Source organism: Novosphingobium album (ex Hu et al. 2023), assembly GCF_022832385.1.
In the GTDB taxonomy this organism is placed as follows: domain Bacteria; phylum Pseudomonadota; class Alphaproteobacteria; order Sphingomonadales; family Sphingomonadaceae; genus Novosphingobium; species Novosphingobium album.
This window is the reverse complement of the sequence record NZ_JALHLE010000003.1, coordinates 1-25,276: the sequence shown is the minus strand read 5'-3', so window position 1 is coordinate 25,276 and position 25,276 is coordinate 1. Positions and strand designations below refer to the sequence as shown.

The following is a 25,276-nucleotide window of genomic DNA, read 5'->3' as shown; positions in this document are numbered from 1 at the left end:
TTACCCGGCGAGGATCAGAGCAGGCGCCTCGATCAGCTTCCTGAGGTCCTGTGCGAAGCTGGCTGCATCCCATCCGTCGACCACGCGGTGATCGCAGCTCATAGAGATATTCATCAGCTTGCGCTTCTCGATCCGCTCCATGCCACCGGCATCTTTCACGAACATGGGCCGCTCGACGATGCGGTTGGGCCCGATGATCGCGACTTCGGGCCGGTTGATTACCGGCGTGGTGGCCACGCCACCCATGGGGCCGAGCGAGGTCACCGTGATCGTCGAGCCGGAAAGCTCGGCCGACTTGGCCGATCCGTCACGTGCGGCGGCGGAAAGGCGCGAAATCTCGGCGGCGAGTTGCCACAGGTTGCGGTCCTGTGCGTCGCGGATCACCGGCACCATCAGCCCTGCCGTGGTCTGCGCCGCCATGCCGAGATGCACCGAGCCGTAGCGCGTAACCACTCCTGCTTCGTCATCAAAATGCGCGTTGAGCATGGGGTACTTCGGGATCAGCTTGCAGATCGCGGTGATCAGGAACGGCAGCATCGTGAGTTTGGGGCGGTCACCACGCCCTTCATTGAGCTGGCCGCGCACGTTCTCCAGCGCCGTGACATCGTATTCCTCGACGTAGGCGAAGTGCGGAATGTTGCGCTTGGCTGCCGCCATGTTCTCGGCGATGCGGCGGCGCAGGCCGATGACACGGACCTGTTCGTCCTTGCCCTTGTGCCCGGCAGGCTGGAAGCCGCCCGCTGCGTTGTAGGCCAGAAAGGCATCCAGATCGGCGTGGCGAATGCGGCCGTCCTCGGCAGGGCGCACTTCGCCCAGATCGATGCCGAGATCGACGGCACGCTTGCGCACGGCCGGACTGGCCATGACCTTCGCATGGCCAGCAGGTGCCCTCGGCGCGGCAACCGCTGCGCCAGTTGCCATGGGTGCAGGAGACGGGGCTGATTGTGCGTCAACCGCTTCGGGGGCCGGAGCCGGCTCAGGTCTGGCAACGGTTGCCTCTGCTCGCGCAGGTTCTTCGGCAATCGCGGCAGGCTCGGGTTTTGCGGCCTCGCGCTCCGCGTCCACCTGATTTCCTTCGCCCTCGATTTCGAGCACGACCAGCGGTGAGCCGATGGCGATCACGTCGCCCGTCTCGCCCGCGACCTCGATCACCTTGCCGGCCACCGGGCTTTCCATTTCCACAGTGGCCTTGTCGGTCATCATGTCGGCCAGGCGGCCGTCTTCCTCGACCATGTCACCGACCTTGACGTGCCAGGCGACAATCTCGGCTTCGGCAATGCCTTCCCCGATATCGGGGAGGCGGAACGTAAAGCGACCCATCGGATCAATCCTTCATGAGCCGGTCCACCGCCTCGCCAATGCGGACGGGACCGGGGAAATAGGCCCACTCGAGGCTGTGCGGATACGGCGTGTCGAACCCGGTCACGCGCTCGATCGGGGCTTCGAGGTGGTAGAAGCAGCGTTCCTGCACGAGCGCAGCCAGCTCCGCGCCGAAGCCGGAAGTGCGGGTCGCCTCGTGTATCACCAGGCATTTACCCGTCTTTTCCACGGACTTTTCCACAGCCTCTATGTCGAGCGGCACCAGCGTGCGCAGATCGATGATTTCAGCATCGACGCCCTTGGCTTCCAGCACGGCCTCGGCGACGTGGACCATGGTGCCGTAGACGAGCACTGTCATGGCGGAACCTTCACGCACGGTGCGCGCCTTGCCGAGCGGGATCGAATAGTAGCCTTCCGGCACCTTGCCCCCGGAATGTGATTTCCAAGTCTTGGAGGGGCTGTCGTAATTCCCGTCGAAGGGACCGTTGTAGATGCGCTTGGGTTCGAAGAAGATGACGGGATCGTTATCCTCGATCGCGGCGATCAGCAGGCCCTTGGCATCATGCGGGGTGGACGGGATCACCGTCTTGAGACCAGCGACATGCGTGAACAGCGCTTCGGGGCTCTGGCTGTGGGTCTGGCCGCCGAAGATCCCGCCGCCGAAGGGCGAGCGGATCGTGATCGGCGCTATGAACTCACCCGCCGAACGATAACGCAGTCGCGCCGCTTCCGAGACGAGCTGGTCAAGGCCCGGATAGATGTAGTCCGCGAACTGGATCTCGGGGACCGGACGCAGGCCATAGGCGGCCATGCCCACCGCTGCGCCGACGATCCCGCATTCGTTGATCGGCGAATCGAACACCCGGTTCTTGCCGTATTTCGTCTGAAGCCCAGCCGTGGCGCGGAACACGCCACCAAAAAAGCCGACGTCCTCACCCATGATCACGATGTCCGGATCGCGGGCCATGGTGATGTCGAGCGCTTCGTTGATGGCCTCGATCATGTTGAGCGAGCGCGTGGGTGCCTCGTGGAGGCTGACGGGTTCTTCTTCCAGCATGCCCTTACTCCTTCCACTCGGGCCATTTGGTCCGGCGCTCGCGGATGGCCTGTTCCGCCTGCTCGCGAAGGTGCCAGGGCAGTTCCTCGAAAACGTCCTCGAACATCGTGTGGAACGGGTGGTGCAGACCGTGGCCGAGGATGCCGTTCTTCTCGGCTTCCTTGGTGGCCGCGCGGACGTCTTCGGCCAACGCCTTGTCCATCCCGGCGTGCTGCTCGTCGGACCATTCACCCAACGCCACGAGGTGATTCTTCAGCCGCGTAATTGGATCGCCCAACGGCCATTCCTCGGCCTCGCGGGCAGAACGATAGGCGCTGGGATCGTCCGAGGTGGAATGCCCTTCGGCGCGGTAGGTGAAGTGCTCGATCAGCGTCGGGCCCTTGTTGGCGCGGGCGCGGTTGGCCGCCCATTCCATCGCTGCATAGACCGCCAGCGCATCATTCCCATCAACGCGCAGACCGGCAATTCCGTAACCGGCAGCACGCGCGGCAAACGTCGTACGCTCGGCACCGGCAAAGCCGGAGAAGCTGGAAATGGCCCACTGGTTGTTGACCACGTTGAGCACCACGGGCGCATTGTAAACGGCCGCAAAGGTCATCGCGGCGTGAAAATCTCCTTCCGCGCTCGAGCCCTCGCCGATGAAGCTGGTTGCGATCCGGGTATCGCCCTTGATCGCGCTGGCCATGGCCCAGCCCACCGCTTGCGGAAACTGCGTGGCGAGATTGCCCGAGATCGTGAAGAAGCCGTAGTCCTTCGCCGAATACATGATGGGCAACTGGCGGCCTTTCAGCCGGTCCGCGCGGTTCGAGTAGATCTGGTTGATCATCTCTACCAGCGGATAGCCGCGCGAGATCAGGATCCCCTGCTGGCGGTAGCTGGGGAACACCATGTCGTCCTCCGCCAGCGCAAAGGCGCAGGCGACCGAAATCGCCTCTTCGCCGGTGGACTTCATGTAGAAACTGGTCTTGCCCTGCCGCTGGCCGCGATACATGCGATCGTCGAACGCGCGGGTCAGCGCCATCATGCGCAGGATACGCCGCAGGGTTTCCGGATCGAGATGGGGATTCCACGGGCCCAGGGCATAGCCGGCATCGTCGAGAACGCGGATCAGGTCAGTGGTCAGAGGCCAGGTGTCACGGGCATCACATGCCTCGTCAGGTCGCGTAACCGTTCCCGCTTCGGGAATTACCAGATGCGAATAATCGACCGTATCTCCGGGCCGGTAGCGCGGCTCCGGGACATGGAATTCAAGCGGCGGCAAATTGCCCCGCGGCTTACCTGATCGGACCGGACTTTCGGCCATTTTCATGCTCTCCCGCCATCGTCGGGCCGTGAGAACCTTGTGTATCAAAATTCTACGGTTAGGTCATAATATTACTCAGTTCGGTAATGTCAATCGTGCAACGCCGGGCGCAGGACGCGCTTCCTGGGTGCTAAAAACGCCTAGCGCCCGGTAAAGTTCGCTGTACGGCGCTCGAAAACGGCGGCTACGCCCTCGGCGTAGTCGGAGGTCTCCTTCAGCTTGGTCTGCTCGGCATGTTCGTGCCGCATCGTGGCCGCGGCTTTGCTGCCCGCTTCGGACGCAAGCGTTTCCCGAATCGCCAGCAATGCCAGAGGCGCATTGCACGCAATTTCACCAGCCATCGTCAGCGCCTCGGCCAGGAGATTCTCGGCGGGCGCGAGGCGGTCGATTAGACCCAGATTCAGCGCTTCCTGCGCCTTGATACGGTTGCCCGACAGCATCAGCCATGCGGCCTTCTGTTCTCCGATCACGCGGGGCAGCGTGTAGGTGATCGCAAAACCGGGATGGAACCCCAGCTTCACGAAATTCGCCGAAAAACGGGCCGCCGCAGAGGCAATGCGGAAATCGGCGGCAAGCGCCAGTCCCAGTCCTGCCCCGATGGCGGCGCCCTGCACTGCTGCGATCATCACCTTCTTGCGGTTCATGATCCTCGCCGCGTTTTCATAGAACAGCGCGATCTCGCTCATGCCGTCGGCACCCTGTACGGCATCGGCCCCGGCAAGATCGGCGCCGCCGCAGAAAACCTTGCCTTCGGCCGTCAGGAGAATGCAGCGAACTTCTTCGTCGCCATCCATCTCGTAGATCGCGTCAGCTATTGCGCAGAGCATTCCCGAAGAGGCGAAATTATGCGGCGGTGCCGAGAAGCGAATTTCGCCCACATGACCGTGCTTCTGGGTGCTGACTTCGAACGACACGGCGCATCTCTCCTGCTTTGGCAATCGAGGTCGGCGCTGAAACGCCGGACTGACCTTGTCAACCCGGTGCAGGAATCCGCCTATACGGCCACCGGTGCCACAATGTGGGCATGGGGCTCGTAATCCAGTACTTCGAAGTCGTCGATCCGATAGCCGAAGATCGAGTCCGGCCGGCGGCCAATCTTCAGCATCGGATGGCCGCGCGGCGTGCGGGCAAGTTGCTCGTGCACCAGATGCTCGTGATTGAGATAGACATGCGCATCGCCTGCACTCCAGACGAGTTCGCCTGGCTCAAGATCGCATTGCTGCGCCAGCATCCGCAGCAGCATCGCTGCCGAAAAGGCATTGAATGCAAAGCCCAGCCCGAGATCGCAGGACCTCTGCCACAACATGCCCGACAGGCGCCCGCCGGCGACATGGTACTGATAGGTCATATGGCACGGCGGCAGTGCCATGCCGCCCAGTTCAGCGACGTTCCAGCCTGTGAAGAGCAACCGGCGCGAAGCAGGGTTGTGCCGGATGTCGTGCACCAGCTGGGCGATCTGGTTGACCGGCTGCCCTTTGCGGAACAGGCCGTCGCCCACCGGTTCGTAAGTATCCCAGTTCACCCACTGCTTGCCGTACACGGGCCCGAGATCACCCCATGCGGCAGCAAAGGCGTCGTCGTCCAGAATGCGTGCCTCGAAGGTATCGCGGTCGATCTCCTCACCGGTTTCGCGGCGAAAGCGGTCCAGTGGCCAGTCCGTCCAGATGTGCACTTTCTGCCGAACGAGTTCCCGGATGTTGGTATCGCCCGTGAGGAACCACAGCATCTCGCGGGCAGCCGTCTTCCAGGCGACACGCTTGGTGGTGAGCAGCGGCACGGCATCACCGGACAGATCGAACCGCATGCTCGGCCCGAACAACGAGCGGGTTCCGACGCCCGTGCGGTCGCGTCTTTCATCGCCGTGATCCCAAACCTCCTGGAGCAGGTCGAGATACTGGTGTTCGAAGTGCGAAAGGGGTGCGGACGGCATAGGTTTCCTCTGTCTGTACCCCAGTCCTACCGGCGTGGTCCGGTTAACGAAAGATACTTGCTCCGTTTCATCCACGCCGCCGGTGTTTCCACCTAGTGCCGTTTTTGCATGGCGCCGACCCGCGTCGTGTAAAAAGCCCATCATGCATCCGTCACCTTCAATCCTTGTCAAGCGCGCCCTGCCTGGCCCACTGGCACTGCAGGGCTTCGTGGTTTTGGCTGCCCTGGTGTTTGCCCTGTCTCCGGTGCATGGGGGCACGGCGATCTACCTCCCCGTGGCGGGGGGCGGCATGACGAACACGATTGAATGGTCCCGCGAGCACGGCGCAAGCCTGATCGCGCCAGGCCCGTATGAAGGCGCTTTCATCGTGCGGACGGGCGCGCAAGTCAACATCACAGCCGCCTTGTCCAATGGCGCACTCCTTATCTCGGTTCCTGAATTCCTGTGCGGAAGCACGGGAAGCAATGTGGTCGCAAAACAATGAACGAATTGAACGAACTGCGCCGCAAGGGCGCTCTGGTCCTTATCGCGGTCTGCTGGCTGTGCGTGCTGACCATCGCAGCATGTACATTTGCCACTGACACCGGGTTTCTCCCGCTAGTGGTTGCGGCTGCAGTCACGGTTGTGCCGTCCCTGCAAGTGCTCCGCGGATCGAACGATCTGCAGACCCGGATGGCCATAGGCCTTGCCCTGCCCCTCTATCCGGCGATCCTGCTCTGGCAGTGGACCGGGGCACACTGGATGCTCGACATTCACATGACGTTCTTCGCCGTCATTGCCATGCTCACGATTCTCGCGGACTGGCGTCCAGTCCTGCTCGCAGCCGCCGTCACTGCGGTCCATCACCTGACGACCAACTTCGCAGCGCCTTCAATCGTTTTCCCCAACGGATCGGACTTCGGCCGGGTTGTCTTCCACGCCGTGATCGTGGTGGTTGAAACGGAAGTTCTTCTGGTCATCGCCAGAAACGTCGAAAAGCTCGTCATCGAGCAAGCCGAAGCGGAAACAGCCCGCCGGCAGGTCGAGGAAGAGGCAACTGCTCAGCGCAACGAGGCCGCCGCCCAGCAGAGGCAGGTCATCGACCAGATCGGCACGGGCCTGAGTTCGCTTGCCAAGGGAGATCTTTCGAAACGGCTGATGCGCGCCTTCCCGGAAAGCTACGAGGAATTGCGCAGTCATTTCAATTCCGCGGCGTCCGATCTCGAACGCATCGTGCGCGACGTAACCGGCTCGGCCAGGCAGATTGAATCCGGCTCCACCGAAATTCGCAGCGCTACAGACGATCTGGCACTTCGCACGGAACAGCAGGCATCGACTCTCGAGGACATCGCCAACACGCTCCGGCAGCTCAATGGGACGGTAAAGGCTAACGCGGAAAGCGCCCACAATCTCCAGACCAATGTCGCGCGGGCGCGCGACGATGCTCTCAACGGCAGTTCGGTTGTCGAAGCCGCGGTTCATGCGATGGGAGAAATCGAACGGTCGGCGCAGGAGATCAGTCAGATCATCACTCTGATCGACGGTATTGCCTTCCAGACGAACCTGCTCGCACTCAACGCCGGTGTGGAAGCAGCCCGTGCAGGCGAAGCGGGCAAGGGCTTTGCAGTTGTCGCGACCGAGGTGCGCGCCCTTGCCCAGCGCTCGGCTGACGCTGCAAATGAGATCAAGTCGCTCATCGGCACATCGACGGAACAGGTTTCGCGCGGTGTCAAACTCGTGGGCGAATCCGGAGAATCTCTGATGACGATTGTTTCGGGTATCGCGCACATCGACGAAGCCCTTGCCACGATCGCCAGTGTTTCGCGGGATCAGGCCCGCGAAATCGGCCATATCAACGATCGGGTGAGTGGTCTCGATTCTGCAACTCAGCAGAATGCTGCCATGGTTGAGGAGAGCACGGCAGCTGCCCGGCAGTTGTCGAATGAGGCTGTGAGCATGGCCGACATCGTCGCCCATTTCCATCTTACCGGCGAACAGACCGGCAATGGCGCCGCCGCCACATCCGCCTCGGTACGCCGCGCCGCATGAAATACACGAAGGCCTCTTGCCACCTAGAGAATCGCTCTCTATAGGCGCGCTCCTGCCTCGGGCCGCTTCAACGCGGAACGATCGGTCGGGGAGTAGCTCAGCCTGGTAGAGCACTGTCTTCGGGAGGCAGGGGCCGGAGGTTCGAATCCTCTCTCCCCGACCATTTCACACTTCAAGCACTATGCATGGCCGTGCCATCGTCGGCCCCTTCGGCCTGGCGTCAGGGTAACCTCGGCGCCCATTGCCGTTAGTACCCCGTGTCTGCGTCGATCGCTCACGATTCGCGAATGCACGCCGGCCAAGCCGTCATCAGTCATCAACGGCTGTTAGACGCGAACCTAGCCACTTTTTGTGCACTTCTTGCGGGACCCGTGGCGCGGAAGCCACAGTGTATCGCTGGCACGTAATCTCTCAACACTGTTGTTGACTTAAAACTGAGAGCAATTCAGCTCCCTCGCGCAAGAACTGGAAATCCTGCACAACCCTCTTGGGAGAGATTATGCGCCTTCTGTCGACTCTACTGCTGTGCTCTGCGAGCGTGGCCGGCCTTTCCACACCTGCCCTCGCTCAGGACACTGCACCTGAAGCAGAGAGTGATTCCTCCTATACCGAGAACGTCATCATCGTTCAGACGCGCCGCCGTGCTGAAGACGTGCAGGATGTCCCGGCGGTGATCGATACCGTTTCGGCGGATCAGGTCAGCAAGCTGAACATGCGCAGCTTCCAGGACGTGTCTGCCATCGTTCCTGGCCTTCAGATGGAATCCGAAGCCAATGGCGTGGGCGGCGGCGCCAAGCTGCGCGGCGTCAACTTCGACGTGAATGCCAGCGGCAACAACCCGACCGTGGAATTCTACTTCAACGATGCGCCGATCACCGCAGGCGTCATCCTGCAGCAGATGTACGACATCGGCATGATCGAAGTGCAGCGCGGCCCGCAGGGCACCCTGCGCGGCCGTGCCTCCCCGTCAGGCTCGATCACCGTCACCGCCAAGAAGCCCGACCTGTATGAGTACGGCGGCTTCGCCGACATGACCGCCAACGACATCGGCACGCTCAACTTCAAGGGCGCCGTCAACATTCCGGTCATCGAAGGCGTCGCCGCGATCCGTGCCGCCGGCGTGTGGGACGAGAACGAAGGCGATCGCGTCCGTTCGATCTATGCTGCCAAGGACCCCTTCGCGCGCACCAAGAGCGGCCGAATCTCGGCGCTCGTTCAGCCGACCGACTGGCTGAAGCTGGAAGGCATGTACCAGCGCCTGGACCGCAAGGCCCGGACCTATGATCAGGTCGCCTCGTTCAGCGAGGTCAATCCCGACGCACAGGCAAGCCCGGTCTACATCAGCACCAAGGACCGCCTCTCGAACATGGAGTCGGGCCGTGACGTGCGGCAGATCTACGACATCTATAACTGGCGTGCAGAAGCTTCGGCCATGGGGCAGGTCCTGATCTACCAGGGCCAGCATTACACGCAGAAGCTGACCGGGCTGGAAAACGAGGACAAGGGCGATTTCTTTACCGGCCAGTTCAACCGCAACAACTATTCGGACATCTCGTCCACCTCGCATGAAATCCGTCTGCAGAATGATGCACGCGTGCTGGGCATCTTCGACTATGTGATCGGTTTCTTCGACTACAAGAACGACACGCCCACCGAACTGAACAAGCCGACGATCATCGGCTTTCCGATTTCGGCAACCCAAGGCTTCACGGCGGCTGTCGCACAGACCGAGATCTCGCGCACAGGCAACTCCCACGAACAGTCGTTCTTCGGCAACGTAACCGCACACATCGGCGAGGGCACCGAAATCGCCGGCGGTCTGCGCCACATCGACTACAATGAGACTAACGGCCTGTTCATCAACGGCAGTCCGGTTGTCCAGGGTGGCCAGAGCGCCAAGAAGTGGATTTACAGCGCCTCGATCAAGCACGACTTCTCGCGGGATTTCATGGTCTATGCCAGCACCGGCAGTTCATGGCGTCCGGGCCTCAACGTCGTGGGTGACTTCAGCGCCGCTCCGTCCGCTCTTGAACTGAGCTTCCTCAACCTGCCGGCGGAAACCTCCAAGTCGTATGAAATCGGCTTCAAGAGCACGCTGCTGGGTGGCCGCGCGCACCTCAACGTCACGGCGTACCATCAGAAGTTCAAGAATTACCCGTACCGCATTCCGGGTCAGGGCGTCTATTACATCAACTACGGCGTCGATCAGTCCACCACTCCCGTCACGGTCTATCCTGAAGTCGCCCAGTTCAATTTCGTCGGCGCCGTGCCGGTGGAAGTGAACGGTGTTGAAGGCGACCTGTCCGTGAACGTCACCGACAACTGGGACATCGGCATCACTGCCGCCTACTCACTCGGCAAGATCAAGAACGGCACTGTGCCGTGCAACGATCTGAACGGTGACGGCATTCCGGACGCGACGACGTCAGCGCCGAGCCTGAGTGACCTTGCCGCCATTGTCGGCAGCAACAACATCTCGGCATGTCAGGTCAGTCAGCGGGCAGGCTTCGGCTCGCCCTTCAGCGCAACCGTGACTTCCGAATACCGCCTGCCGCTGTCGGCCAGTACCGATGCCTTCGTGCGCGGCCTGCTGAGCTTCAACGGCGCTTCGCGGGTCGATCCCAACAATGCCTTCGACGATGTGAGCTCCTACGGCCTCGTCAACCTGTTCACCGGCATCCGTGATCAGGGCGGCGCCTGGACCGTGACGCTGTTCGCCAAGAACCTGCTCAACACGCAGAAGACGCTGACCCGTTCGGCGCCGTTGTTCACGTCCTATCGTGATCCGTTCATTCCGGATCCCAATACCGGACTGCCTTCGGCCCAGACGTACACCAGCACCTACACCGGTGTAACCATGACGCCGCCGCGCGAGTTCGGCATCAACGTGCGTTACGCCTTCGGCTCGCGCTGATCGTCACTGACGATAAGACGGCCAGGCCATTGAGAGGGCGGAGGATCGAAAGGTCCTCCGCCCTTTCCTGTTTCAAGGCGGAAGTATCAGCCGCCGCGGAGCAACTGGACACCCCAGTCCCGCTCGAACAGGTAAAGCAACAGCCGGGCCGCTTCTCCCCGCGAACCGGAAAGGCCGCCATCGCGTTCGATCAGGAGCCGCGCATCGTCGTGCGCCAGCGGCAGCAGTTTCTGGATCTGTTCGAGACTGGCAATGCGGAACGGCGTATCGCCGGATTGCCGCGTGCCCAGCAACTCGCCGCCGCCGCGCAGTTCCAGATCCTCCTCGGCCAGCCTGAACCCGTCCTGCGTCTCGCGCATCAGGGCGAGGCGCTGTTTGGCCGTTTCCGACAGGCTCTGGCCTCGTAGCAAAAGGCAGGTCGACTTTTCACTGCCGCGCCCTACCCGCCCGCGAAGCTGGTGGAGCTGAGCAAGGCCGAAGCGCTCGGCCTGCTCGATCACCATCAGCGTGGCGTTGGGCACATCGACCCCGACTTCGATGACCGTCGTCGCGACGAGCAACTTCGCCTCGCCCGCAGCGAACCGCTCCATCGCTGCATCCTTGGCCTCGGGGCGCAACTGGCCGTGGACCAGCACGACATCCTCGCCGAAGCGCTCCTTCAGTGCCGCATACCGCGCTTCGGCAGCGGCGAGGTCATCGTTCTCGCTCTCGCGCACCATCGGACACACCCAGTATGCCTGCTGCCCTGTCTCGAAATGCCGCGTCAGCGCGCCAACGACATCTCCCATCCGCTCGACAGAAACCACACGGGTATCGATCGCCTGACGGCCCGGTGGAAGCTCATCGAGCTTCGAGACATCCATTTCGCCATATTGGGCCAGCGTCAGCGTGCGCGGGATCGGCGTGGCGGTCATGGCCAGCGTATGCGGCGTGCGGCGGCCCTTGCGGGCCAGCATCAGACGCTGGCCAACGCCGAAGCGGTGCTGCTCGTCGATCACGGCGAGGGCAAGGTTCCGGTACTCGACGGTGTCCTGAAAGATCGCATGCGTGCCCACCACGATCTGGATCGAGCCACCGACCAGCCCCATCAGGATCGCCTCGCGCGCCTTGCCCTTGTCGCGTCCGGTCAGCAGCGCGATCTCTACGCCGGTGCCTTCGAGCATCTTGCGCAAGGTCTCGAAATGCTGCCGCGCGAGAATTTCGGTCGGCGCCAGCATCGCCGCTTGCGCCCCCGCCTCTACCGCTATGAGCATGGCCGAAAGCGCCACGACGGTCTTGCCCGCACCAACATCGCCCTGCAGCAGACGCAGCATCGGCGCGGACTGCGCCATGTCGCCCTCGATCTCTGCGATCGAGCGCTTCTGTGCGCCTGTCAGCGCAAAAGGCAGCCGCAGCTTGCTCCGCAGTGAGCCGTCACCCGCCATCGGAGTGCCACGCTGCGACCGATTGCTCTGCCGCACCAGCATCAGGGCCAAAGCATTGGCGAGCAGTTCGTCGTAGGCCACCCGGTCCCGCGCCGCTGCGTCCGGCTCCTTGTGCGCCACTCGCATCGCTGTGTGCCAGGCTGGCCAGTCCGTCTTCGCCAGCAGCCCCGGCTCGATCCATTCGGGCAGTTCGGGCAGGCCCTTGAGCGCCTGCGCCACCAACCCGGCCACGCGCCCCTGCGTCAGCCCTTCCGAGAGCGGATAGACCGCCTCGCGCAGCTGGCCGAGCGGTGCGGAGGCGCTCTCCGAGACATGCTCGGGATGCACGATCTGTAGCATCTGCCCGTACTGGTCGAGCCGCCCGGCCACCCAGCGCGTCTCACCTACCGGCAGCTGCTTCTTCGCAGTGTAGGAGGCACGCCCGAAGTAGGTCAGCGTGCAGACATTGCCCACGGCATCTTCCGCGAGAACCCGGAACGGCCCCCGTCCCGACGGCGATCGGTGTTCGCGCACGGTGAGCGAAACCACGATGTTCTCGCCCACCCCCGCATCGTCCAGATCGATGACCGCGCGCCGCTCCACGAAACGGTCAGGCAAGTGGTAGGCCACGTCCTTGATCCGGGCGAGCCCGAGCTTTTCGAGAGGCCGCCGCAACTTGGGGCCGACACCTTCGAGAGCCTCGACTTCGACGAACAGGGAATTAAGCGCTTCGGGCCGCATGATTGCCTCTTACTCTGCGCGCGCACTTTTTCGCCAGACTATGCTATGGAGCAATGCCCGGAATTTCCGAAGGCTGTCAGCTTCTCTGAAGAGAGGAATATGCCATGCTTTTACCGCACGGAACAATGTTTGCCATTGTCGATGGAGAGCACTTCGAGCTCTACCGCAACGCTGGAACCGAGGCCGATCCAGACCTGACGGCGATCGACGTTCCTGTCCTTGAAGCGACCGACTACAGCTCAGGTGGTAACGACCATGATAAGGTGTCGCGCCTGCAACTCGGCGCGCCGCCCGGACGGCTCGAAAAACTCGAGGAAGCAGCCCACGCATCCGCGGTGGCGCACTGGCTCAATTCGGAAGTGCTGGCCCACAAGATCGAGAAACTTGTAATCATTGCCGATCCCCGTTCGCTCGGCGAAATGCGCCGCCACTACCACAAGAAGCTGGAAGAGGCGCTTGTCGGTGAACTGACCAAGACGCTCACTGGCCGCAAGCCGGACGAGATCATAAAAGCCCTGCGCGCTCACTAGCCCATGGCCGCTCCTGCCAACCTTGCCCAAGTCCGCGCGGTAGCGTATCGGCGCGGGCCATGACCGAGCTTTCACCCCGTCTCGCCCGCCTGAAGTTCCGCGCCTGGCATCGCGGCACGCGCGAGGCCGACTACATGATCGGCTGCTTCTTCGACCGCTTCCACGCCGAATGGTCCGAGGCGGACATCGACCTCTTCGAGAAGATGATCGAAGAGGAAGACGTCGATATCATGGCCTGGGCGCTCGGCACGCAGTCCATCCCCGAGGAATACCGCGGCCCACTGGTCGAGCGGATGATGAAGCTTGACTACGTCGAGATCCCGCGCTGAGCGGATAAACGTGCCAGGTTTCGGGGCCGGCCCCAAAATTCCTTCCTGACTTGATCTGCCTCAAGGCGCATATGCGGATGAACGCATATGCATGGCCTATGGATTCGCAAATTGATGACCTGCTGAGTGCCCTGGCCGAACCCACCCGACTGCGTGCATTGCAAATCGTCTGGGACGGTGAGGAGCATTGTGTGTGCGAACTCATGGACCGGCTGGGCTCGACCCAGTCGCGTATGTCCCGGCACATGACGCGGTTGAAGACCGTAGGCCTGCTCATCGACCGGCGCGACGCGCAATGGGTGCGCTATCGCCGCAACCCGGACCTGCCCGCTTCGTGGGTCGCTGTCGTCGATGCCGTCCTGGCGGCACTGCCTCCAATGCAAGACGCCTCATGCCACAGGAAGGCTGCCTGACATGAACACCCATGCCCTGTCGCTGCAACAGATGCGCAAGTCGCAGGCCGTCTGGTTCGCCGGTCTCGCTGCCGCGCTCGCCTTGTGGTTCGCCCTTTACTGGCAGCTATTGCCCTCGGCGCAGTGGCTGGTGGCGCAGACCGGGATCGCGCCGGGCAGCCATCTGGCCTCGTCGGTCGAGTTCTTCTTCTATGACACGCCCAAGGTGCTGATGCTGTTGACGCTGGTGGTGTTCGCGATGGGCGTGGTGCGCACGTTCTTCTCGCCCGAGCACACCCGCGCCCTGCTGGCAGGCAAACGCGAAGGGCTCGGCAACATTGCCGCCGCGCATCTGGGCATTGTCACGCCCTTCTGCTCCTGCTCGGCCGTGCCGCTCTTCGTCGGCTTCGTCTCTGCGGGCGTCCCGCTCGGCGTGACCTTCTCGTTCCTGATCGCCGCGCCGATGGTGAACGAAATCGCACTCGGTCTGCTCTTCGCACTGGTGGGGTGGAAGGTCGCGCTGACCTACCTCGCCTTTGGTCTTACGGTCGCGATCGTCGCGGGCTGGGTCATCGGCCGCCTGCACCTCGAGCACTGGCTTGAGCCCTGGGTGCGCGAAGTGCGTGCCGCCGATACCGAACTCGAAGACATCCGCATGACCTGGGTCGACCGCTTCGAGGCGGGCTGGGACGCGGTCAAGGAGATCGTCGGCAAGGTCTGGTACTGGATCATCGCCGGGATCGCGGCAGGCGCCTTCATTCACGGATACGTGCCTGCCGAACTGCTCTCGCACATCATGGGCGCGGATAGCTGGTGGTCGGTACCTGCCGCGGTCCTGCTCGGCATCCCGATGTATTCGAACGCCGCCGGTATCATTCCGGTCATCGAGGCGCTCATCGGCAAGGGCGCGGCGCTCGGCACGGTCCTCGCCTTCATGATGTCGGTGATCGCGCTGTCGTTCCCCGAGATGATCATTCTGCGCAAGGTGCTCAGCCTGAAGTTGATCGCCGTGTTCATTGCCGTTGTCGGCAGCGGCATCCTCGCCGTCGGCTTTCTGTTCAACGCCCTCTTCTCGTAAAAAGGTATTCGCTCATGAAAGACATCAAAGTGCTCGGCCCGGGCTGCAAGCGGTGCCAGACGACCGAAGACATGGTGAAGACAGCCGCCAGCGATCTCGGCCTCGACGTCGCGGTAGAGAAAGTCACCGACTATGCCGAGATGGCCAAATACGGCATCGTTTCGACGCCCGGCATCGTCATCGACGGCAAGGTGGTCCATTCCGGAGGCCTGCCCAAGGAAGAGGACCTCAAGCGCTGGCTGAATGCGTGATCTGAAGGGTTGGCTGTCGTTTCGTGTATTATCCATGCCCATGAACGACTGGCGGATGTCAGAAAGTACCGCGACGTAGCGAATGACTGGAAAGTCGGGGGGAGCGGTCATCAGAAAGGGCTTAACGTAGCCGCTGTTCGTTCAAGATAATCTCTGCTCCTGCAGAGACTTCGAAGTTGCCAGATTCAGCAAGTTCCACCAGTAAATCGACTATCGACGAACAATCGTAGTTTTTGAGGCAGTATACAAGCATCCCGCGATTATTCACGAGTTCCGGCCGCTGAATTAGTTCTACGAGATGCCGAAAAAGCCTTGGTTCCTTCGTATCAGAAAGCTCCAGTGCGAGCGAGTTTCGCTCTAAGTGACTATCAGTCACTTCAAGACGATGCAGCTTCTTCAAAATTTCAGCCTCGTTCATGGCTTCATTCTGGCTGAAGGCGCTGATGACAGCAATGTTGGCGTGTCCGGAATGGCTGCTTGCAGATAAAAAATGGCAATAGCCGCCAGCCCTTCCATCGATAGAATTTCTCGCGCGCGCCAAGACTCCCAAGCCGATTGAATTTCCCGCCGCAGCCGTTATCTCGCGGCTCTCCTGACATGCCCGACATTCAACGCATCCTCGCGGCCACGACGCCGCTTACGCTGGCCTCGGTGACGCGTGGGGCGCAGCCGCTGGTCATGGCGGATCTCGCCCGCGCCGCCAAAGGCCGTGCCGTGTTCATTGCCGACAACGAAGCGGCCATGAGCGCGATTGCCGAGGCGGCACGGTTCTTCGCGCCTGAACTGGATGTCATCGAGTTTCCGGCGTGGGACTGCCTGCCCTATGACCGCGCCAGCCCGGCGCTGTCGGTCTCTTCGCGCAGGCTGGCGGCGCTGCACCGGCTGCAGGCGAAACGCAGTGGCCCGCAGCTGCTGGTCACGACCACCAATGCTGTCCTGCAGCGCGTGCTCACGCCGTTCCGCATTCGGGAATCGGTGCGCCTCATCAAGCCGGGCATGGAGATCGGTCACGAAAGCCTGATCGCGCTGCTGCGGCGTCAGGGCTACCAGCGCAGCGATACCGCGATCGATGCGGGCGAGTTCGCGGTGCGCGGCTCGATCTTCGATATCGTGCCGTCCGGGCTCGATGGCGGATTGCGGCTCGATTTCTTCGGCGACGAGCTGGAAACGCTGCGCCTGTTCGATACCGGCACCCAGCGTTCGACCGGCACGATCGAGCAGTTCCTGCTGCTGCCCGCCAGCGAATCCCTGCTCGACGAGGATACCGTCAAGCGCTTCCGCAGCCGCTATCGCGAGATGTTCGGCGCCAATGCCACCGGCGATCCGCTCTATCAGGCGGTCAGCGACGGGCGGCGGCTTGCGGGCATGGAGCACTGGCTGCCGTTGTTCGAGGAACGGCTCGTCACGCTGTTCGACCACCTGTCGCACGATGATCTGATCGTCGCCGATACGTCCGCCATCGGCGCGGTGGAGGAGCGGCTCGGCGACATTGCCGATTATCACAAGGCCCGCCTCGACACTTCCGGCCAGAAGGCGGGCAGCTACCGCCCGCTGGCGACCGATGCGCTCTATCTGGGCGAGGAGGAATTGCGGCAGGCGCTCGCGGGCTTTCCGGTCCATCAGGCCGATCCTTTCTCCAAGCCCGAAAGCGACAAGGTCATCGACTTCGGCTTCGGCAATGCCCGCGACTTCACGCCCGAGCGGGCGCGCGGCGACAATGCCTATGAGGCCGCGGCCAAACACCTGCAGGCGATCGGCAAGTCCGGACGCAAGGCAATCCTCGCTGCTTATTCCACAGGCAGCCGGGCGCGCCTCGTCTCCATTCTGGGCGAAGCGCAGGGACCGGAGCTGCGTCTGGCCGATACCTGGCAGGAAGCGCTGGGCCTTGCGGTGCAGGGCCGCTCCGCCGCGCTGGTGCTGCCTCTCGAAACCGGCTTTTCGAACGATGCGCTGGAAGTCGTCACCGAGCAGGACATCCTCGGCGACCGCCTTGTGCGCCGCAAGAAGAAGCGCAAGGATTCCGACGCCTTCCTCGCCGAACTCTCGGCGCTGACGCCGGGCGATCTGATCGTCCACATGGACCACGGCATCGGCCGCTACGAAGGCCTGCAGTCAATCCCGGTGGGCCAGAGCCCGCACGACTGCGTGATGCTGACCTATGCGGGCGGCGACAAGCTCTACATTCCGGTCGAGAACCTCGATGTGCTCTCGCGCTACGGCAGCGAGAGTGAGGGCGTCGCGCTCGACAAGCTGGGCGGCGAAGGGTGGCAGAAGCGCCGCGCGCGTCTCAAGGAACGTATCCGCGAGATCGCGGGCGAGTTGATGAAGACCGCCGCCGCGCGCGCCTTGCGGCAAGCGCCGGTGCTGGTGCCCGAGGGTTCGGCCTACGACCAATTCGTCGACCGTTTCCCCTGGCAGGAAACCGAGGATCAGGACCGCGCGATCGAGGACGTGCTGGGCGACCTCTCCGAAGGCAAGCCGATGGACCGCCTCGTCTGCGGCGATGTCGGCTTCGGCAAAACCGAGGTGGCGCTGCGTGCGGCTTTCGTGGCCGCCATGGCTGGGCAGCAGGTGGCGGTGGTGGCACCGACCACCCTGCTCGCGCGCCAGCACTATTCCGGCTTTGCCGAGCGCTTCAACGGCTTCCCGCTGAACGTGGGCCGCCTCTCGCGCCTCGTGCCCGAGAAGGAAGCCCGCACCACTCGTGAGGGACTCGCGAGCGGCACCGTCGACATCGTCTGCGGTACCCACGCGATCCTGTCGAAATCGGTGCAGTTCAAGCGGCTCGGCCTCGTCATCGTCGACGAGGAGCAGCGCTTTGGCGTCACGCACAAGGAAAAGCTCAAGCAGCTTCGCACCGACGTGCATGTGCTGACGCTTACCGCCACGCCGATCCCGCGCACCCTTCAGATGGCGATGAGCGGTCTGCGCGAACTCTCCACCATTCAGACCCCGCCGGTCGACCGCCTCGCGGTGCGCACTTACGTGATGGAATGGGACGACATGGTGATGCGCGAGGCGCTGCTGCGCGAGCATCATCGCGGCGGCCAAAGCTTCATCATCGTGCCCCGCATCTCGGACATGCCCGAAGTCGAGGACTGGCTGCACAAGCACGTCCCCGAGGTGAAGTTCATCACCGCGCATGGCCAGATGGGCGCAGGCGAAGTGGAAGAGCGCATGAGCGCGTTCTACGAGGGCAAGTACGAGGTGCTGCTCTCCACCACGATCGTCGAAAGCGGCATCGACATTCCGCGCGCGAACACGATCATCATCCACCGCGCAGACCGCTTCGGCCTTGCCCAGCTCTACCAGCTTCGCGGGCGCGTGGGCCGTTCCAAGCTGCGCGCCTATGCCTATCTGACGACGCCCGCGAACCAGCAGCTATCGGAAGTTGCCGAGAAGCGTCTGAAAGTGCTGGGCGATCTCGATAGTCTCGGCGCAGGTTTCCAGCTCGCCAGCCACGATCTCGACATTCGCGGCGCCGGCAACCTGCTGGGCGACGAGCAGTCCGGCCACATCCGCGAAGTCGGCTTCGAACTCTACCAGTCAATGTTGGAAGACGCGATTCTCGAAGCGCGCGCGGGCGGTGTGGGGCTGGAGAAGGACACCTCGGGCCTGTCACCGCAGATCACCGTCGACGCGCCGATCATGATCCCGGACGACTACGTGCCCGATCTGGCGGTGCGCATGGCGCTCTACCGCCGTCTCAACGATGCCGACAGCCAGCAGGAGATCGAATCGCTTTCTGCCGAGATGATCGATCGTTTCGGCGACCTGCCCGCCGCCACTGCCAACCTGATCCAGCTCATCCAGATTAAGCGGCAGGCGATCGAGGCGCATATCGCCAAGATCGACGTGGGCCCGCGCGGCACGCTCGTCAGCTTCCACAACGACAGCTTCCCCAACCCGATGGGCCTGATCGCCTATGCCGAGCGGCTGCAGGGCACGGTGAAGCTGCGGCCGGACAACAAGCTGGTGCTCGCGCGTGCATGGGGCGATCCCAAAAGCCGTCTTAACGGCCTGTTCCAGTTGACCAAGGGCCTCGCCTCCGTCGCCCGCAAGGCGGGCTGATCCTGCGGGCGGTTGCCGCGTAACGCGATTGCAAGCAATTTCAGGCAGTCACGGCCAGAATGGCCTTGCCTTCCACCTCTGCGGAAACGTCGAAGGGCGTCTCCCCCCTGCCCGCTGCGCTATTAATCGCGGCGGTCGTTCTGCTTGTGCGCACCGGTACGTTTCTGACCGAACACATCGATTCGGACGAGTGGGCCTACATGCTGATGGGAGCGGATGTGGCGAAGGGTCACCTGCCTTTCGTCCATCAGTTTGATCTCAAGCCGCCCATGGTCTTCCTGCTGTTCGGAGCGGTCATCGCAATGTTCGGCAAGAGCTTGCTCGCGATCCGCGCGATCGGTGCCATGTCCGTATTCATCGCCTCCTTTTTCGTGTTCCTGATCGCGCGCCGTGCCGTGGGCGGTTGGCCGGCGTTGGCAGGGGCTCTGATGACAGTGGCGCTGTGCTCGGGCGTGATCGGGCTAGATACGAGCTCGGAACTACCCGCCATTGCCTTCCTTATGCCTGCCGTTTGGCTGCTGATCCGGAACGATGCGATCGGTGTGCGCGATGCGGCCGGATGCGGGTTGCTGGCCTCGTTGGCGGTGCTGACGCGGACCAACCTGGCGGTGGTGGCACTGGCCTTCGGGTTGTTGCTTGTCGTGTTATCGGCGCAGCGATCCCGGCGTTGTACAAGGCTGGGCTGGCTGGCATATGGCGCGGCCGGGCTTGTCCCGCCCGCGGTGCTGGCGACCATTTATGCGCTGGCCGGAGAATTCGGCACGTTCCGGCTCGCGATGATCGACGTTCCGCTGGCCTATTCGGGGCAGCTTTCCGCGCTGGAGGTGCTGCGCCTTCACGCGACGCAATACTACTACACCGCCCAGATCGCTCCGTTCACCTATGTCCCGATGACCTTGCTCGCAGCCACCGGGTTGGTGGCGAGCACGCGGCCGGTACACCGCGACAGCCCGGGGGCGGCACGAGTGGTTCTCTTGGCCTGGACAGGACTGCTTGCCGTAGGGGCGTCCTTGCTGATCGGCGGCGCAGCCTATCCCCACTACTGGCTGCAAGCCATGCCCTTCCTCGGCATCTTCGCAACCTTCGCAATCGCCGCAGCCGCGCGCATGAAGAAGATGTCCGCAATCGCCCTGTCTCTTGCCGGAGCCTTGGCCGCCGTCCCTCCGGTGACCGCGCTGGCTATGGGAATTCCGCGAACGCTTGCGTTGTTGCGGCATCCGGAATCGATCGATCACTCGATCCGGGACGCGGCGGACTGGATCCGTGAGCGCGGGGGCGCACATGTGCAAGTCTGGGCACTGCACATGCATCTCGTGCTTTATTATCTCGATGCATCGCCGCTCTCGCGCGCGGGCGTCTATCCCAGCAACCTGGCTCGCAAGGCGATCATCGGGACGCTCAGTCGCCAGGGATATGTCGGCACGGACGAGACCGGGCGCATCATGGCCAGCATCCCGCGCTTTGTCGTGACCGATCGCATGGAACGGGGGCGCAAGTGGGTGCGCGAGGCAGGCAAGGACATCGACGGCTGGCTGGCCGCGCACTACCAGCTTGCCGCGCGTTTCGGCGATGTAGAGATCTACGAGCGTATCTGACAGTCAGGCGACGTTCTGCTGCACCATCACATCGAACATGTCCGAACTCATCGGCTGCGCACGCAGGAAGCCCTGGAAATAGGTGCAGCCTTCGCGGGCCACGACTTCGCGCTGTGCCTCTTCCTCGATCCCTTCGGCAATCACCTTGAGATCGAGCGCTTCGGCCATGGCGACGATCGCCCGCAGCACCGCCACGTCGCGCTTGTCGCTGGTGATGCCCTCGATCATCGAGCGGTCGAGCTTGAGATAATGCATCGGCAGGACCTTGAGATAGCGGAAGTTGCAGAAGCCCGCCCCGAAGTCGTCGAGCGCGATGCGGATGCCCTGCGCGGAAAACTCGGCCATCATCTGCGCCGTTTGCGTGATGTCGCTGATCAAGGCCTGCTCGGTGATCTCCAGTGTCAGGCGGCGTGGCGGAAACCCGCTCTCACGCACGAGTTCCAGCATCTGGCGAACATAGCTTCCCAAGGCGAGATCTGCCGGAGTGACATTGATCGAAAGGCGCAAGTCGCCCGACCATCCGCGGGCGGCCCGTAGCGCCTTGCGCGCGATATGATGAGAGAGTTGCGCGACGAAATCCGCACGCTCGGCGATCGAGAAAAGAGCGCCAGCGCCGATCCGCCCGAGTTGGGGATGGTTCCAGCGCGCCAGGGCCTCGGCGCCGGTCAGCCTGTCATCAGTCAGGCTGAACTGGGGCTGGAACAGCACCTCGATCTCGTCGCGGTCGATGGCTTCCAACAGGTCGGCTTCCAGTTGCGCGCTTGACCGGCCTGGTGGTGTCACTTCGCCATCGGCCCAGGCGAGCCGGCCACCCTGCTGCTCGCTCAGGTGCTGCAAGGTTGTACCCAGCCGGTCGAGGATCGATTCCACACTCTCGCCGGTCAGCGCGCGCAGCAGCGCAACCCGGGGCGACAGGCGCAGGATACCGCTGGGGATTCCGATCGGACGCGCGATCAAGTCGGCTAGCTGGTCGGCAACAAGCTGCCATCGCTCCCGGCTGCAGGCCTCGTTGGCAACCAGCAGGAAACTGCCGCCGCCGACACGGGCGAACTGCCAGGAGCCATCGAGTTCTTCGGAGGCGAAATGCTGGATGCGGCCCGCAACTTCCTCCAGCGCGCCATCGCCGGCCGCTTCGCCATAGGTGATGTTGATCGCTTCGAGCCGACGCAACCCCAACAGCATGGCATGCACGTGCGCAGAACGCGGTGGAATGGCCGGCTCGGCACGCCAGGCGGCGATCCGGTCATGCACGGCCTCGATGCCTGGTATCCCCGTCAGGCGGTCCTCGATCCGGTGGGGATGGCTTGAAATGTGTTCCTGGTGTGGTGCGCCCATGCCCGCCCTTTAGCCTAAACCCCTTGCCAAACGGTGCAAAATTCTACAGCCCACCCATATTGGGACGGCAGCAGCCGGAGAATTTGATTGAGCGACGATCCGAAGCTGGCACTCATCGTATCGGACAGCGCGAAAGCGCAGGCCGGCGCCAAGTCGCTCAGGGACGCCTATGCCTGGGTTTCCCCCGTCGATGCCGATGTACTGGTGGTGCTGGGCGGCGACGGTTTCCTGCTCCATGTCCTGCACGAAATGCTCGACTGGGATTTCGTCAAGCCGGTCTACGGCATGAACCTGGGTACTGTCGGATTTCTTTTGAACGGGCAGCACGACCATGTGCCCGTAACCCAGCGCATCGCCGAAGCGCACCGCGTGCCTGTCCGTCCGCTTTGCATGCACGCCACGACGCAGGACGGGCAGGAATTCAGCTACCACGCGATCAACGAAGTATCCTTGCTGCGCGAAACCCGTCAGACCGCCAAGCTGGAAGTGCGCATCAATGGGCGCGTGCGGATGGAGGAACTCGCCGGTGATGGTATTCTTGTCGCCACCCCGGTCGGCTCCACTGCTTACAACCTTTCCGCCAACGGGCCGATTCTGCCGCTGGGTAGCCGCATGCTCGCGCTGACCCCGATCAGCCCGTTCCGTCCCCGTCGCTGGAAGGGCGCGATCCTGCCTGAGAGCGCGGAAGTCGAATTCCGGATTCGCGAACCGGGTAAAAGACCGGTCGCTGCCGTAGCCGACCAGAAGGAAGTGCGCGACGTTTCGATGGTGCGCATCACGGCCACTGCGGAAAAGGAACTGACCCTTTTGTTCGACCCCGGATACACGCTGGAAGAGCGTATCTTCGCCGAGCAGTTCCAGGTCTGAATCGACAGAGAAAACTTTCGATGAAATTTCCTCAAGGACGGGGTTGCCAAGCCCTGAAGGGCCGCTTATAGGCGCACCCCTGCCCCGCGGTGGAGACACTGCAGGGCTGCTCCCCGATAGCTCAGCGGTAGAGCATTCGACTGTTAATCGAATGGCCGTAGGTTCGAATCCTACTCGGGGAGCCACTTTCCTTTTCGCAGGCGTTCGCCAGCGACCGCAAAACACCCCAAAAACCTAGAAAAACTAATCCGCAAGCGCCCGCGTGCGTTCGTTGCGTTTCGCCTCCTTTCGCGCTAATAGTGGGGGACGGAATGGGGGAACAGGTCAAACTCTAACTTTGAGGCGGGCATGGGCAAGTTAACGCAGGCGCATATCAAGGCAGCCATCGGCAAACCGGGCCGACACCACGATGGCGACGGGCTGGTGCTATTCGTTCGCGAATCCGGCCAAGCAAGCTGGGTAGCTCGCATTCAGCACAACGGCACCCGGCGCGAGATTGGCTTGGGAAGCCTTCGTGCCGTGGGACTTGGCGAGGCGCGCGAGAAGGCGTCGACGGTAAAGGCCGCACTGGTGGCCGGGCGCGATCCGCATTTGGCATTGAAGCCGCCCAAGGAAATGACACGGACGTTCCGCGAGGCTGCCTTGGGCTTTTTGGAAGCCAAGACAGCGGACGCCAAAATCTCCGACGCCAAGCGCAAGCAGAACCTGTCGCAGTTGAAGACCTATGCCTTCCCTGCCCTTGGTAAGCTGCAAGTGCAGAGCATCGACGCAGATACCATCGCGGCCTGCCTCCGCCCGATCTGGACGCGCAAGCCCGAAACCGCACGCAAGGTCCGCAGCCTGATCATCCGCACGCTGCGTTTCGCGCGGCCCGATGGCGCGCTGTTCATCGGCACGCTTGGCCCCGCAGTTGCCGACCGCCTGCCCGCGCAACCCAAGCGCGGGAACTTCGAAGCCATGCCCTACGCCGAACTGCCCGCATTCATGTCACGGCTGGCGGACAAGGGCGGCATGGGCGCACTGGCATTGCGGGCAGCCATCCTGACCGCCGCCCGCAGTGGCGAGGTCCGGGGCGCAACGTGGGGCGAACTTGATCTGGAGGCCGCCGTCTGGACGGTCCCGGCAGAGCGCATGAAAGCCCGACGCCCCCACCGTGTTCCGCTATCGCCAGCCGCAGTTGCCCTGTTACGCGAGGCCGCTTCGATCAAGCGTGCCGGAACCGACCTGATCTTCCCTGCCAGCAGCGGCAAGGCGCTGAGCGATATGACGCTGACGAAAGTCCTACGGGATATGGACGCCCCCTTCACCGTGCACGGCTTCCGCTCCACTTTCCGCGATTGGGCGGCAGAACAGACGAGCCTCCCCGGCGAAGTGGCCGAAGCCGCCCTCGCTCATACGGTGCCCAAGGCTGTCGAAGCAGCTTATCGGCGCACTGACTTTTTCGACAAACGCCGCGAACTGATGGATTCTTGGAGCCGATTTGTCTCTGGAGGCGATGCTGCGGCAGTCTTGACGTTCACGCCCAGAGCGACCCGCTAACCCCGCTCAGCGGGCATCCTAGCGATAGTGAATAATACGGAATGTTTATCCCCAGAAACGGCTGATTTCAGCCATTTTATCCTTGCACTCACCGCCGCAGCGAATCATCCTGTTCCCAACGTGTTCCTGCGCAATCGTGCGATTGCGGACGGGAACCAACAAAAGGAACATTGCACATGGAACCCGTCCTTTGCAGTATTGCGGAAGCAGCCCGCAGCTTGGGTGTTGGAAAAACCAAGACCTACGAACTGATTTCCGACAATATGCTTGAGTGTGTGACTATCGGCACTCGCCGTCTGGTCAAAGTCGCAAGCATCAAGAAGTTGGTCAGCACCGGCACGACCGACAAGGCGGCCTGATATGGCCCAGCCACAGGATGCCCATTCGATTGCCGACAAGGCAGTCAAACGGCCAAAGAAGCGCGGCCACCTTTTCCTTGTCGATTTACCGACCTTCGCAAAGGTATGCAGCCTCGGCGATCCCGATCCGGCGGCGGCATATCTCATCCTTGCAGCGGGAACTGGTGCAGACAATCGCACGAGCACATGTGTTCCCCGTCAGCGCCAATGGCACAGATTTGAGGTTGTGATTTA

Annotated in this window: 21 protein-coding genes and 2 tRNA genes; 15 read left to right on the top strand and 8 right to left on the bottom strand. The window is 62.6% G+C overall.

What is annotated here, in order from left to right:
- From MTR64_RS02300 to thyA, 5 genes are all read right to left on the bottom strand, one after another.
- On the bottom strand, positions 1–1,320 hold the full coding sequence (locus tag MTR64_RS02300; protein WP_243990295.1) for a dihydrolipoamide acetyltransferase family protein: 1,320 nt from the start codon (positions 1,318–1,320) through the stop codon (positions 1–3).
- Positions 1,321–1,324: 4 nt separating this feature from the next.
- Positions 1,325–2,377 (bottom strand): alpha-ketoacid dehydrogenase subunit beta, encoded by a 1,053-nt coding sequence (locus MTR64_RS02295; RefSeq protein WP_243990294.1) that lies wholly within the window; start codon positions 2,375–2,377, stop codon positions 1,325–1,327.
- A gap of 4 nt (positions 2,378–2,381) precedes the next feature.
- Complete coding sequence (locus tag MTR64_RS02290) at positions 2,382–3,680, bottom strand: 3-methyl-2-oxobutanoate dehydrogenase (2-methylpropanoyl-transferring) subunit alpha (protein WP_243990292.1); 1,299 nt, start codon at positions 3,678–3,680, stop codon at positions 2,382–2,384.
- A 140-nt stretch (positions 3,681–3,820) separates the two neighbouring features.
- Positions 3,821–4,594 carry an enoyl-CoA hydratase/isomerase family protein gene (locus tag MTR64_RS02285; RefSeq protein ID WP_243990291.1) on the bottom strand — a complete coding sequence of 258 codons (774 nt, stop codon included), beginning with the start codon at positions 4,592–4,594 and terminating at the stop codon, positions 3,821–3,823.
- 80 nt (positions 4,595–4,674) lie between these two features.
- Positions 4,675–5,610, bottom strand: a complete 936-nt coding sequence (thyA, locus tag MTR64_RS02280) for a thymidylate synthase (RefSeq protein WP_243990290.1) — start codon at positions 5,608–5,610, stop codon at positions 4,675–4,677.
- Between the two features lie 142 nt (positions 5,611–5,752).
- On the opposite strand from thyA, the gene MTR64_RS02275 reads away from it, so the two are divergent.
- The 4 genes from MTR64_RS02275 to MTR64_RS02260 all read left to right on the top strand — a co-directional run bounded on the left by MTR64_RS02275 (position 5,753) and on the right by MTR64_RS02260 (position 10,552).
- Positions 5,753–6,094 (top strand): hypothetical protein, encoded by a 342-nt coding sequence (locus MTR64_RS02275; RefSeq protein ID WP_243990289.1) that lies wholly within the window; start codon positions 5,753–5,755, stop codon positions 6,092–6,094.
- Positions 6,091–7,638 (top strand): methyl-accepting chemotaxis protein, encoded by a 1,548-nt coding sequence (locus MTR64_RS02270; protein WP_243990288.1) that lies wholly within the window; start codon positions 6,091–6,093, stop codon positions 7,636–7,638. The genes MTR64_RS02275 and MTR64_RS02270 overlap by 4 nt, the downstream gene beginning before the upstream one ends.
- Positions 7,639–7,724: 86 nt before the next feature.
- Positions 7,725–7,801 (top strand) — tRNA-Pro (locus MTR64_RS02265).
- A gap of 336 nt (positions 7,802–8,137) precedes the next feature.
- Entirely contained in the window at positions 8,138–10,552 is a 2,415-nt protein-coding gene (locus tag MTR64_RS02260) for a TonB-dependent receptor (RefSeq protein WP_243990287.1), read from the top strand.
- Between the two features lie 86 nt (positions 10,553–10,638).
- On the opposite strand, the gene recG is transcribed toward MTR64_RS02260, so the two are convergent.
- Positions 10,639–12,696, bottom strand: coding sequence for an ATP-dependent DNA helicase RecG (gene recG / locus MTR64_RS02255; protein ID WP_243990286.1), 2,058 nt, complete (start codon positions 12,694–12,696; stop codon positions 10,639–10,641).
- Positions 12,697–12,800: 104 nt separating this feature from the next.
- Here recG and MTR64_RS02250 point away from each other — a divergent pair, with 104 nt between their 5' ends.
- The 5 genes from MTR64_RS02250 (at position 12,801) to MTR64_RS02230 (ending at position 15,276) form a co-directional block, all read left to right on the top strand.
- Entirely contained in the window at positions 12,801–13,226 is a 426-nt protein-coding gene (locus MTR64_RS02250) for a host attachment protein (RefSeq protein ID WP_243990285.1), read from the top strand.
- Positions 13,227–13,285: 59 nt separating this feature from the next.
- Positions 13,286–13,555, top strand: a complete 270-nt coding sequence (locus tag MTR64_RS02245; RefSeq protein WP_243990284.1) for a succinate dehydrogenase assembly factor 2 — start codon at positions 13,286–13,288, stop codon at positions 13,553–13,555.
- A gap of 98 nt (positions 13,556–13,653) precedes the next feature.
- Positions 13,654–13,968 (top strand): ArsR/SmtB family transcription factor, encoded by a 315-nt coding sequence (locus tag MTR64_RS02240; protein ID WP_243990283.1) that lies wholly within the window; start codon positions 13,654–13,656, stop codon positions 13,966–13,968.
- Position 13,969: 1 nt separating this feature from the next.
- Positions 13,970–15,025, top strand: a complete 1,056-nt coding sequence (locus tag MTR64_RS02235) for a permease (RefSeq protein ID WP_243990282.1) — start codon at positions 13,970–13,972, stop codon at positions 15,023–15,025.
- 14 nt (positions 15,026–15,039) lie between these two features.
- Positions 15,040–15,276, top strand: coding sequence for a thioredoxin family protein (locus tag MTR64_RS02230; protein WP_243990281.1), 237 nt, complete (start codon positions 15,040–15,042; stop codon positions 15,274–15,276).
- A 121-nt stretch (positions 15,277–15,397) separates the two neighbouring features.
- Here MTR64_RS02230 and MTR64_RS02225 read toward each other — a convergent pair whose 3' ends face one another.
- Entirely contained in the window at positions 15,398–15,826 is a 429-nt protein-coding gene (locus tag MTR64_RS02225; RefSeq protein WP_243990280.1) for a hypothetical protein, read from the bottom strand.
- A gap of 47 nt (positions 15,827–15,873) precedes the next feature.
- On the opposite strand from MTR64_RS02225, the gene mfd reads away from it, so the two are divergent.
- Positions 15,874–19,347 (top strand): transcription-repair coupling factor, encoded by a 3,474-nt coding sequence (gene mfd, locus MTR64_RS02220; protein WP_243990278.1) that lies wholly within the window; start codon positions 15,874–15,876, stop codon positions 19,345–19,347.
- A gap of 59 nt (positions 19,348–19,406) precedes the next feature.
- Complete coding sequence (locus tag MTR64_RS02215; protein WP_243990275.1) at positions 19,407–20,942, top strand: glycosyltransferase family 39 protein; 1,536 nt, start codon at positions 19,407–19,409, stop codon at positions 20,940–20,942.
- Positions 20,943–20,945: 3 nt separating this feature from the next.
- On the opposite strand, the gene MTR64_RS02210 is transcribed toward MTR64_RS02215, so the two are convergent.
- A complete protein-coding gene (locus MTR64_RS02210) occupies positions 20,946–22,277 on the bottom strand; it encodes a bifunctional diguanylate cyclase/phosphodiesterase (protein WP_243990273.1) in 1,332 nt (443 codons plus the stop codon).
- 87 nt (positions 22,278–22,364) lie between these two features.
- On the opposite strand from MTR64_RS02210, the gene MTR64_RS02205 reads away from it, so the two are divergent.
- The 4 genes from MTR64_RS02205 to MTR64_RS02190 all read left to right on the top strand — a co-directional run bounded on the left by MTR64_RS02205 (position 22,365) and on the right by MTR64_RS02190 (position 25,042).
- On the top strand, positions 22,365–23,144 hold the full coding sequence (locus tag MTR64_RS02205) for an NAD kinase (protein WP_243990271.1): 780 nt from the start codon (positions 22,365–22,367) through the stop codon (positions 23,142–23,144).
- A 110-nt stretch (positions 23,145–23,254) separates the two neighbouring features.
- Positions 23,255–23,329 (top strand) — tRNA-Asn (locus tag MTR64_RS02200).
- Positions 23,330–23,492: 163 nt separating this feature from the next.
- Complete coding sequence (locus MTR64_RS02195) at positions 23,493–24,683, top strand: tyrosine-type recombinase/integrase (RefSeq protein WP_243990269.1); 1,191 nt, start codon at positions 23,493–23,495, stop codon at positions 24,681–24,683.
- 176 nt (positions 24,684–24,859) lie between these two features.
- Entirely contained in the window at positions 24,860–25,042 is a 183-nt protein-coding gene (locus tag MTR64_RS02190) for an excisionase family DNA-binding protein (RefSeq protein WP_243990268.1), read from the top strand.
- Positions 25,043–25,276: the final 234 nt, after the last annotated feature.

What these genes read in the sequence shown, in the direction of transcription:
- MTR64_RS02250 (WP_243990285.1), top strand. Translation starts at nt 12,801, where the DNA reads ATGCTTTTACCGCACGGAACAATGTTTGCCATTGTCGATGGAGAGCAC.
- MTR64_RS02230 (WP_243990281.1), top strand. Translation starts at nt 15,040, where the DNA reads ATGAAAGACATCAAAGTGCTCGGCCCGGGCTGCAAGCGGTGCCAGACG.
- MTR64_RS02245 (WP_243990284.1), top strand. Translation starts at nt 13,286, where the DNA reads ATGACCGAGCTTTCACCCCGTCTCGCCCGCCTGAAGTTCCGCGCCTGG.
- MTR64_RS02210 (WP_243990273.1), bottom strand. Translation starts at nt 22,277, where the DNA reads ATGGGCGCACCACACCAGGAACACATTTCAAGCCATCCCCACCGGATC.
- recG (WP_243990286.1), bottom strand. Translation starts at nt 12,696, where the DNA reads ATGCGGCCCGAAGCGCTTAATTCCCTGTTCGTCGAAGTCGAGGCTCTC.
- MTR64_RS02235 (WP_243990282.1), top strand. Translation starts at nt 13,970, where the DNA reads ATGAACACCCATGCCCTGTCGCTGCAACAGATGCGCAAGTCGCAGGCC.
- MTR64_RS02260 (WP_243990287.1), top strand. Translation starts at nt 8,138, where the DNA reads ATGCGCCTTCTGTCGACTCTACTGCTGTGCTCTGCGAGCGTGGCCGGC.
- MTR64_RS02215 (WP_243990275.1), top strand. Translation starts at nt 19,407, where the DNA reads ATGGCCTTGCCTTCCACCTCTGCGGAAACGTCGAAGGGCGTCTCCCCC.
- MTR64_RS02295 (WP_243990294.1), bottom strand. Translation starts at nt 2,377, where the DNA reads ATGCTGGAAGAAGAACCCGTCAGCCTCCACGAGGCACCCACGCGCTCG.
- MTR64_RS02240 (WP_243990283.1), top strand. Translation starts at nt 13,654, where the DNA reads ATGGATTCGCAAATTGATGACCTGCTGAGTGCCCTGGCCGAACCCACC.
- MTR64_RS02290 (WP_243990292.1), bottom strand. Translation starts at nt 3,680, where the DNA reads ATGGCCGAAAGTCCGGTCCGATCAGGTAAGCCGCGGGGCAATTTGCCG.
- MTR64_RS02195 (WP_243990269.1), top strand. Translation starts at nt 23,493, where the DNA reads ATGGGCAAGTTAACGCAGGCGCATATCAAGGCAGCCATCGGCAAACCG.
- mfd (WP_243990278.1), top strand. Translation starts at nt 15,874, where the DNA reads ATGCCCGACATTCAACGCATCCTCGCGGCCACGACGCCGCTTACGCTG.
- MTR64_RS02275 (WP_243990289.1), top strand. Translation starts at nt 5,753, where the DNA reads ATGCATCCGTCACCTTCAATCCTTGTCAAGCGCGCCCTGCCTGGCCCA.
- MTR64_RS02300 (WP_243990295.1), bottom strand. Translation starts at nt 1,320, where the DNA reads ATGGGTCGCTTTACGTTCCGCCTCCCCGATATCGGGGAAGGCATTGCC.
- thyA (WP_243990290.1), bottom strand. Translation starts at nt 5,610, where the DNA reads ATGCCGTCCGCACCCCTTTCGCACTTCGAACACCAGTATCTCGACCTG.
- MTR64_RS02190 (WP_243990268.1), top strand. Translation starts at nt 24,860, where the DNA reads ATGGAACCCGTCCTTTGCAGTATTGCGGAAGCAGCCCGCAGCTTGGGT.
- MTR64_RS02270 (WP_243990288.1), top strand. Translation starts at nt 6,091, where the DNA reads ATGAACGAATTGAACGAACTGCGCCGCAAGGGCGCTCTGGTCCTTATC.